At 68.4% G+C, this 9,483-nt stretch carries 8 protein-coding genes, 1 tRNA gene and 1 pseudogene; 8 read left to right on the top strand and 2 right to left on the bottom strand.

Annotated features, from left to right (window positions below):
* The first annotated feature begins 61 nt into the window (after positions 1-61).
* Entirely contained in the window at positions 62-1,309 is a 1,248-nt protein-coding gene (locus tag x551_RS14740) for a heme biosynthesis HemY N-terminal domain-containing protein (RefSeq protein WP_036249189.1), read from the top strand.
* Between the two features lie 38 nt (positions 1,310-1,347).
* A tRNA-Arg gene (locus tag x551_RS14735) sits at positions 1,348-1,424 on the top strand.
* A gap of 79 nt (positions 1,425-1,503) precedes the next feature.
* Here x551_RS14735 and x551_RS14730 read toward each other — a convergent pair.
* Positions 1,504-1,815, bottom strand: coding sequence for a tyrosine-type recombinase/integrase (locus x551_RS14730; RefSeq protein WP_152543531.1), 312 nt, complete (start codon positions 1,813-1,815; stop codon positions 1,504-1,506).
* A 136-nt stretch (positions 1,816-1,951) separates the two neighbouring features.
* A complete protein-coding gene (locus tag x551_RS14725) occupies positions 1,952-3,823 on the bottom strand; it encodes a sigma-54-dependent Fis family transcriptional regulator (RefSeq protein ID WP_036234014.1) in 1,872 nt (623 codons plus the stop codon).
* Between the two features lie 274 nt (positions 3,824-4,097).
* On the opposite strand from x551_RS14725, the gene x551_RS26520 reads away from it, so the two are divergent.
* The 6 genes and pseudogenes from x551_RS26520 to x551_RS14705 form a co-directional block, all read left to right on the top strand.
* Positions 4,098-4,763, top strand: coding sequence for a Rieske 2Fe-2S domain-containing protein (locus x551_RS26520; protein ID WP_216701329.1), 666 nt, complete (start codon positions 4,098-4,100; stop codon positions 4,761-4,763).
* Complete coding sequence (locus x551_RS26515; RefSeq protein WP_253950384.1) at positions 4,754-5,149, top strand: hypothetical protein; 396 nt, start codon at positions 4,754-4,756, stop codon at positions 5,147-5,149. The genes x551_RS26520 and x551_RS26515 overlap by 10 nt, the downstream gene beginning before the upstream one ends.
* Before the next feature lie 29 nt (positions 5,150-5,178).
* Positions 5,179-6,105: pseudogene (locus tag x551_RS27475) on the top strand (DUF1302 family protein); the annotation flags it as partial.
* A 110-nt stretch (positions 6,106-6,215) separates the two neighbouring features.
* Positions 6,216-7,106, top strand: coding sequence for a DUF1302 family protein (locus tag x551_RS27470; protein ID WP_253950385.1), 891 nt, complete (start codon positions 6,216-6,218; stop codon positions 7,104-7,106).
* 11 nt (positions 7,107-7,117) lie between these two features.
* Complete coding sequence (locus x551_RS14710) at positions 7,118-8,497, top strand: DUF1329 domain-containing protein (RefSeq protein WP_036234021.1); 1,380 nt, start codon at positions 7,118-7,120, stop codon at positions 8,495-8,497.
* Between the two features lie 94 nt (positions 8,498-8,591).
* A partial coding sequence (locus x551_RS14705; RefSeq protein ID WP_036249186.1) for a YCF48-related protein occupies positions 8,592-9,483 on the top strand: 892 nt, incomplete at its 3' end.

Genomic DNA, 9,483 nt, shown 5'->3' with positions numbered 1-9,483 from the left:
CCCGACGACACGCTGGCGGCGCTGACGACCGCGGCGGCGGGCCGCTGAGGCGCCGGCTCCGATGCGCAACGTGATCTGGTTGCTGTTGCTGGCCATCGTGGCCGTGGTGGCGGCCAGCCTGCTCGGCAGCAACGACAACCTCGTCACGCTGTACTGGGCGCCGTGGCGCGTCGACCTGTCGTTCAACCTCTTCATGGTGATCCTGGTCGGCCTCTGCCTGGTGCTGAACGCGCTGATCCAGGCGGTCGGGCTGCTGATCGGGCTGCCGCGGCGGGCGCGCGAATGGCGCGTGTCGCGTCGCGACCGCATTGCCCAGGGCGCGCTGCGCGAGGCGCTGTCGCAGTATTTCGGCGGCCGCTACGGGCGCGCCCACAAGGCCGCGCAGCGGGCGGTGGCGATCCAGGCCGACACACCCGAACTGCGCCAGGATGCCGAATTCACGGTCCTGGGGCACTTGCTTGCTGCCGGCAGCCTGCACCGCCTTCAGGACCGTACCCGTCGCGACGAGCAACTCGCGCAGGCGCTCGACCTGGCCCGCCGCAACACCGCTGCGCGTCCGGCGGAAGAGGGGGCCCGGCTGCTGGCCGCCGAGTGGGCGCTCGACGACCGCGATGCCGCCCGCACACTGGAACTGCTGTCGCAGCTGCCGCCCGGTGTGTCGCGGCGGACTCAGGCGCTGCGCCTGAAATTGAAGGCGGCGCGCCTGGCGCAGGAGCCGCTGGAGGCCCTGAAGACGGCGCGCCTGCTCGCCAAGCATCAAGGCTTCTCGCCGGCTGCTGCGCAGGGGTTGATGCGCACGCTGGCCATCGAGGCCCTGGATACCGCGCGTGACACCGAGCAGACCCAACGGGTCTGGCGCGAGTTCGACCCGGCCGACCGGCGCGATGTGGTGGTGGCCGCCCATGGAGCGCGTCAACTGGTCGCGCTGGGAGCGACCGAAGATGCACGGACCTGGCTGCGCCCCTTCTGGGACCGCGTGGCGACCTTGCCGCGCGAGGAACGCGACACGCTGGCCTTCGCGCTGGCCGACGCCGTCGACGGCATCGGTCCCGAATGGCTGCCGCGCCTGGAGGCTGCGCTCCAGTCCTGTCCGGGCGAGGGCGCGCTGGCCTACGGTGTGGGTCGCGCGATGATGGCGCGCCAGCTCTGGGGCAAGGCCCGAGCCCTGCTGGAACAGGCGGCGCGTGACGAGGCGCTGACGCCGACGGTGCGCCGCGAAGCCTGGCTGCACCTGGCGGCGATGGCCGAGCAGGATCGGGACGAAGAGCGCGCGGCGCAATGCTTCCGCGCCGCGGCAGCCCTGGGTTGAGACGCGAAAACGCTTCGTGCTAAACTGCAGGGCTTGATGCGGCTGTAGCTCAGCTGGATAGAGTACTTGGCTACGAACCAAGGGGTCGTGGGTTCGATTCCTGCCAGCCGCACCAAAATGTCGTTATGGATCAATGGGTTAGCTTCACGAGAGCTAGCCCATTTTTCTTTTCTGCGTGACTAGTTGCGTGACTTTCATCCGTTCACCACGCGCAGGATCGTCGTCCTGTCCCTCGTCTCGCTGACCTTGTTCGCCACCTCGATCAATCTCTCGACGGTCGACGTTGCGTAGTGCTGGGCCATACCCGCTACGGCATGTCCAAGCAGCAGCGCTCGGTCTTCCTCCGGCACACCCGCATCTCTCAAGCGCTGGGCGAATGTGTGCCTGAAGTCGTGCACCCGCACCTGGGGTAGCCCAGCCTCCGTGCGGGCCGTCTGGAACGCGGTGTTGTTGATCGTCCCGACCCGCCGGTACTTCATGGCTGGTTCGATGTCGAGGTTCTTCACCCGCTCCCTGCGGTACACGAAGACGAACTCCTTGTGCTTGCCTCGCTGTCCTGATCGTCTCGGCCAACGTCGGGTGCATCCTGCACCTGCAGTCCGGGACGGCCGTGCCGGTGCAGCATTGGGTGGAGGTGGTGGATCAGGCCCTCGCCTGAGTCGTCACGTTCTTCCTGCGCATGCGGTAGACCACCTGCGTCCGCGCCATGCCGATCAGCCGGGCCGCGGCGGCCATGTTGCCGTTGCAACGTTGGACCGCCTCTTCCACGAGCTGGGTCTCCAGCTCTTCGAGCCAGGTGTCGGACGCCTGAGGGCTCCGCACCGCGCTGCGCAGGCGGAGCACCCGGTCGAGCAGCGTCTCGTCGCCCGAGGGCTCCGGATGCGGCGCGGAGGGCGTCGGCCCCTCGGTGTCGGCCAGCCGGCCCTGATCACCGACGGCGAAGGTCGACTTCGCGTTGAACAGCTCGTCGCGGAACAGGTGCACGGTATCGATCTGCGGCTCGTCGCTGGCGGCGATCACGGCCCGCTCGATCATGTTCTGCAGTTCGCGCACGTTGCCGGGGAAGGTGTAGGTCAGCATCGCGCGCATCGCGCGCTGCGTGAAGCCGTGGATCTGCCGGCCGTAGCGGGCACCGTAGAGCTTGAGGAAGTGCGTCATCAGCAGCGGCACGTCCTCGCTGCGGGCCCGCAGCGGCGGCAGGTGGATCGGGTAGACGTTGAGCCGGAAGAACAGGTCTTCGCGGAAGCGCCCCTGCCGGACTTCCTCGCGCAGGTCGACGTTGCACGCTGCCACCACGCGCAGGTCGAGCCGGATCGGGCGGGTGCCACCGACCCGTTCGACCTCGCTCTCCTGCAGCGCGCGCAGCAGCTTGCTCTGCGCGACCAGGCTCAGCGACGAGATCTCGTCGAGGAACAGCGTGCCCCGGTGCGAGCGCTCGAAGCGGCCCGGCCGTGACGCGTGGGCGCCGGTGTAGGCGCCGCGCTCGACGCCGAACAGCTCGGCCTCGACCAGGTTCTCCGGGATCGCCGCGCAGTTGACCGACACGAACGGCCCGTCGCGTCGCTCGCTGATCTCGTGCAGCATCTTGGCGAACAGCTCCTTGCCGACCCCGGACTCGCCGAAGAACAGGACCGTCGCGGTGGTGGTGGCCACCTTGCGCAGCGAATGGCAGGCGGCATTGAAGCTCGACGAGACGCCCACCATGCGCGGCGCCGCATCCGCCGCGGCGTCGTGCACGCCGAGGCGCGGGCCGTCGCGCGGTGTCGGTTCCGGCCCCGGTCGCTCGCCGACGAAGCCCTCGGCCTGCATGTAGCGCAGGTCTTCCTCCACGTTGTCCCAGTCGCGGGCGGCCTTGCCGATCACGCGGCAGACCGAGGCACCGGTCGAGCGGCACTCGAGCTCGCGGAAGATGATCGACGTGCCGAGCAGCGTGGAGACGTAGCCGTTGGCGTAGCCGATCGGCAGCCAGCAGCCCGCGTCGGTGCCGACGCCGAAGGCGTTGATGTGTTCGTCGTCCTCCAGCGAGTGATGCCAGAAGAACTCGCCGCTGAAGGCGATGCGCTCGGGGTCGTAGTCGAAGTGCACCGCCTCGACACGGGCGAGGCCCTGCAGGCCGAACAGGCGCGTGCCGGCCAGCAGCTTGCCGACCGGGTCTTCCTTGGGCCAGTGCGAGGCCACGAAGCGCGCGTCGCGCATGCCGGCGATGTAGCCGCTGCGGGTGAGGATGCCGCGCGCACGCTCCACACCGACGCCCTGGATCAGTTCGCTGCGCAGCGAGCCGAGCGTCTGGTGGTTCAGCATCACCATGCGCTCGTCGTCGAGCCAGATGCGCCCGGTGTCCGGGTCGAAGGTCAGCCACTCCGCCAACTCGCGGTGCGTGGGCCGGAGCTCCGTGGCCGACGGGTCGCTGCGACTGGCCAGGTAATGCGCGTGGAGAAAGTCGGCGGCGTTCGGTGCAGGTGAAGCGTTCATCGGCGTGATCCCGTGCGCATGCGAATGGAGAGGATTGCTCATCGAGTCCTCGGTGAGTGAGGAATTTTGTTCGCTCGCGACGCGGGGCCGGGCAGCGCTTTCCACTATGGAGCAGCTGTTGCGATGCAGCAGCCATCGCCCCGACCGAGCCCTTTCGCAGCCACCTCTCTCCCATGGAGGTGGGCACCGCCGTCGGTGACGCTGCAGTGCAGCAGTCGACGCCTTGCACGACGCACGGCGTCCGATGGCCTGTGGCTTGCGGTGTGCCGCCGCGGAGGCCAGCGGGCCGCCGATCACCAGCCAACGAGGAGATGCGATGTTTGTGAAGAACGCGTGGTACTGCGCGGGGTGGGACAAGGACCTGAGCCTGGGCCGTGACGGCCTGCTGGCGCGGCGCATCGCCGGCGAGTCGCTGGTGCTCTACCGTCGACCCGATGCCGCGGTGGTGGCGATGGAGGACCGCTGCTGCCACCGGCACGCACCGCTGTCGCTGGGGCGCAAGGAGGGCGACTCGATCCGCTGCATGTACCACGGCATGAAGTTCGGGCCCGACGGCCGCTGCACCGAGATCCCGGGCATGAGCCGGATCCCCGAGAAGGCCTGCGTGCGCACCTACCCGGTCGTCGAGCGCGACAACTGGATCTGGGTCTGGATGGGCGAGCCCGCGAAGGCCGACCCGGCGTTGATCTGCGAGGCCATCGGTCCTGGCGACCCGGCCTGGAACCTGCGGCTCGGCTATGTGCGCGTCGACACCAACTACCGGCAGGAGATCGCGAACCTGGCCGACCTGAGCCACGTGGCCTGGGTGCACAGCCAGACGCTGGGCGGATCGGATGCCTGGTCGAACATCAAGCCGCGCCATGAGCTGACCGAGCGCGGCATCGACACCCGCTACTGCGTGCGCCGCACGCCGCCCCCCAGTTTCGCCAGGCACCTGTTCCCGGAGGCGCGCTGTTCGACATCCAGGTCCATGTGCGCATGAGCGTGCCATGCAACTTCATCCTGCATTTCTCGGTGCACGAGGTGGGCAGCGCGACCGAGGGGCCGACCAACGGACGCCTCGTGCTCGACACCTTCTCCAGCCAGGCCGTGACGCCGCGCGACGCGCACTCCTGCGACTACTACTACTCCTGGGGCTGCAGCCGCGCCACCGACATGCCGGGCCTCACCGACCTGATGCACGAGGCCAACAACGACGCCTTCCTCGAGGACAAGGCGATGCTCGAAGGGCAGTACCAGCGCATGCGCGAGCGCCCGGACGCGCCGAGCGTGGACATCGTCCACGACGCCGGACCCGGCAAGTTGCTGTGGGTGCTGGACCGCCTGCTCAAGGCGGAGGCGCAGGCGATCGAGATCGTGCCGGCGTGACGGGACACGGCGATGCGCGGCTTCGGTAAATGCGGAGATCGGCCCCGCGGCGTTTCGACAAATGGCGAAGCGGGCGGGGTCCGAAGAGGGTGCGGGTTTTCACTGAAACGCGGCAGAAGTTCTTTGAAATCAAGCGCTTGCGATCGCCCTGCGGCATGGCATCGCGTTTGCAATCCCGGCCTCCACGCACCGGTCGAAGTGCGGCGGTGATGCGTCAGTCAACAACACCCATCGACAACGGAGACAAGATGAGAAAGAAATCGACATCGGCCTTTGGGCGGTCGTGTGCGGCGTCTCGTGCGCTGGGCACGCGCTGCGTGGCGGCGGCGGCGCTCGCCCTGCCGTTCGGCCTGACCGGCGGCGCGGCACACGCCTTCGAGATCCGGACCGACAACCCGGACCTCAAGCTCCGCTGGGATAACACCTTCAAGTACAGCAATGCGTTTCGCGTCAAGAGCCAGTCCGAGCGGCTGCTCCAGGACGTCAACCTCGACGACGGCGACCGCAACTTCGACAAGGGGCTGATCTCGAACCGTCTCGACCTGCTGTCGGAGGTCGATGTCGGCTGGAAGAGCCTGGGCTTCCGCGCCAGCGGGGCCGCCTGGTACGACAGCGTCTACAACCGCCGCAACGACCACGACTCGCCGGCCTCGGCCAACTCCACCAGCGTCGGCTACAACCGCTTCACCGATGCCACGCGCGAGCTGCACGGGCGCAAGGCCGAGGTGCTCGACTTCTTCGCCTTCGGCAAGACCGACCTCGGCTCGATGCCGTTGACGGTGCGCCTCGGACGCCACACGCTGATCTACGGCGAGAGTCTGTTCTTCGGTTCGAACGGCATCGCGGCTGCGCAAGGCCCGGTCGACCTGGTCAAGTTGCTGACTGTGCCGAGCTCGCAGTTCAAGGAGATCCTGCGGCCGGTGGAGCAGGTCTCGGGCGTGCTGCAGATCAATTCGCAGATGACGCTGGGCGCCTACTACCAGTTCAAGTTCCGCGAGAGCATCATCCGGCCGCCGGCAGCTACCTCAGCGCCTTCGACTTCGTCGGCGACGGCTCCGAGCGCTTCATCGTCGGCGCGCCGATCACGCCCGGCGGTGGCGCGGCGGCGTTCTGGCGCGGCCCCGATGTCGAGGCCAGCAATTCGGGGCAGGGCGGCCTGCAGTTCCGCTGGGCCCCGGCGGGCAGCGAATGGGAGTTCGGCGTCTACGCCGCGCGCTACCACGACAAGGGGGCGGCGCTGTACCTCACGCCGTCTTCCGCGCCCGATGTGGTGAGCGGCCGGGTCGGCGCGATCCAGCAGGTCTACCACGAAGGCATCAAGACCTACGGGGCCAGCGCGACGACCTCGATCGGGCAACTCAACCTGGCCTTCGAGGGCTCGATCCGCCGCAACGCCGCGCTGGTGAGCGACCCGCAGGTGGTGCTGCCGGGGGTGCTGGCTGACAACGACGCCCATCCGCTCTATGCCGTCGGCAACACGGCGCATGCGCAGATGTCCGGCATCTACGTGCTGTCGGAGACGCGGCTGTGGGATGCCGGCGCCTTCCTCGGCGAGGTCGCGTGGAACCGCCGGCTCAGCATCGACAAGAACCCGGGGGCGCTCGACCCCAACACCACGCGCGACGCCGCGGCGCTGCGCTTCATCTTCGAGCCCTCGTACTTCCAGGTGGTCGACGGCGTCGACCTCTCGCTGCCGATCGGCGTGGGCTACAACTTCTACGGACGCTCGTCGGCGATCTTCAACTTCAACGGCGGCAGCTCCAAGGGCGGGGACTTCTCGATCGGCGTGAAGGCGACCTACCGCACCGTCTGGCAGGCCGGCCTCACCTACACCGGCTATTACGGCGGCGAGGACGGCTTCCTCACGCCGGCCAACTCGCCCACGCCGGTGCTGTCCTACAAGCAGTTCTACAAGGACCGCAACTTCATTTCCTTCTCGCTGCAGCGTGCCCTTTGATGGAGACCGGCATGAACAAGACCCCCTCGATTTCGTATGCCGTCGCGCTCGCGCTGGTGGCCTTCGCCGCACAGCCGGCCTTCGCCGCGGTGAGCGCCGAAGAAGCCGCCAAGCTCAAGACCACGCTCACGCCGCTGGGCGCCGAGAAGGCCGGCAACGCCGACGGCTCGATCCCGGCCTGGGACGGCGGCTACACCAAGGTCGCGCCGGGCTGGAAGAACGGCCAGCCCAGGCCCGACCCGTTCGCAGCGGAGAAGCCGGTGGCGTCGATCTCGGCGAAGAACGCCGCACAGTACGACGCCAGGCTGAGCGACGGTGTCAAGACGCTGATGAAGAAGTATCCCGACTTTCGCATCGACGTCTACCCGACGCACCGCACGGCGGCCGCGCCGGCCTGGGTCTACGAGAACACGTTCAAGAACGCGACCTCCGCGAAGCTGGCCGACAACGGCTATGGCGTCGTCGATGCCTACGGCGGCATTCCGTTCCCCATCCCCAAGACCGGCATCGAGGTGATGCTCAACGCGCGGCTGGCGTGGGAGGGCGTGGCGCAGAAGTACCCGCTCAACACCTGGGTGGTCACCGGCGACGGACACCGCACGCTGTCGTCCGCCGGGCAGATGTCGTGGCTGTGGCCGTACTACTACAAGGATGCGCGCGACACCTACCTCGCCAAGCCGGCCCATTACAAGATTGGGTCCTTCGTCAAGTCGGATCCGTCGGCGGTGGCCGGTGAAGTGATCCTGCTGCACGAGACCGTGAACGAAGAGAAGGTGCCGCGCGGCGTGTGGCAGTACCTGGTGGGCCAGCGCCGCGTGCGCAAGGCGCCCTCGATCGCCTACGACACGCCGGACACCGTGACCTCGGGCACCGGGCTGTTCGACGAGTCCTTCGGCACCATGGGCCCGATCGATCGCCACGAATACAAGATCGTCGGCAAGCAGGAGATGTACATCCCGTACAACTCCAACAAGACGGCACTGGCCAAGGTCGACGAGCTGGTGACGCCGAAGTTCCTGAACCCCGACCACGTGCGCTGGGAGCTGCATCGCGTGTGGGTCGTCGAGGCGACGCTGCTGCCGGGCAAGCGCCACGTGATGACCAAGCGCCGCTACTACATCGACGAGGACGGCTGGAAGCTGGTGATGGCCGACCACTGGGACGCGCAGGGCCAGCTCTACCACCTGCAGTACACGCTGCCCTACCTGGCGCCGGACATTCCCGCCGTCGTCAGCACGGTGCAGTGGGGAATCATCAACCTGCTGACCGGCCAGTACTACTACAACTGCAATTTCAACGGCCTGCCGCAGCACTTCCCCGTTCCGGACGTGCCGAAGCAGCTCAATGAAGCCATGTTGAGCCCCGAAGCCATCGCGACCGGGGCACGTTGAGGACTCCTCGCTTCGGCCCGGCAGCAACGGGAACCCACGAGGTCCGGCCGGGCCGCTTTTTCTTCTGCTTCTCTCGAGGTCCAGGAGTCTGTCGATGTCTTCATCGCGCTCGCTGATCGCGCTCGCCTGCATGCTGTGCCTGGCGGTCGCCGCCATTCCGGGCAGCGCAGCAACCGCCGGGGCGCAGCGCTTCGGTGTGCTGCAGCAAGCCGCGCTCCAGTCGCCGAAGGCGCTGTCTTCCACGATGCTGGCGGTGGCCGCCGCCGGGAAGCGGCTGGTCGCCGTCGGAGAGCGCGGCATCGTGCTGCTCTCCGACGACAGCGGCGCCAGCTGGCGCCAGGCGGCCACGCCCGTGCAGGCCAGCCTGACGGCAGTGCAGTTCGTCGATGAGCGCCAGGGCTGGGCCGTGGGGCACCTCGGTGTGGTGCTGCATTCCGGAGATGGCGGCGAAACCTGGACCAAGCAACTCGACGGGCTGCAACTGCCGGCGCTGTTCGACCAGGCAGCCCGTGCCGACGCAGCTGCCGCGCCGGCCTACCGCGACTACGTCCAGCTGCTTGCCGACGACGGCCCCGACAAGCCGCTGCTCGCGCTGCACTTCCAGGACGCGAAGCGCGGCATCGTGGTCGGCGCCTACAACCTCGCGCTCAGCACCGAGGACGGTGGCGCCACCTGGACGCCGCTCAGCGCTCGGCTCCCCAATCCGCGCTCGCTGCACCTCTACGGCGTCGCGGTCAGCGGCGCCTCGATCGTGCTGGCCGGCGAGCAGGGGCTGCTGCTGCGCTCCGACAACGGCGGCCGCGACTTCGCCGTGCTGGAGTCGCCCTACCGGGGCAGCTGGTTCGGCCTGCTGGCCACCCGCGGCGACCGCCTGCTGGTCTACGGCCTGCGCGGCGCGGCCTACGTGTCGGCCGACCGCGGCTCGACCTGGAGCCGGGCGAGCACCGAGCTGCCCGTCTCGATCAGCGGCGCGGCCGAACTGGCCG

Source organism: Methylibium sp. T29 (genome assembly GCF_000576205.1).
Lineage (GTDB): Bacteria > Pseudomonadota > Gammaproteobacteria > Burkholderiales > Burkholderiaceae_C > Methylibium > Methylibium petroleiphilum.
The sequence above is the reverse complement of the archived record's forward strand: the minus strand, read 5'-3'. Positions and strand labels throughout refer to the sequence as shown.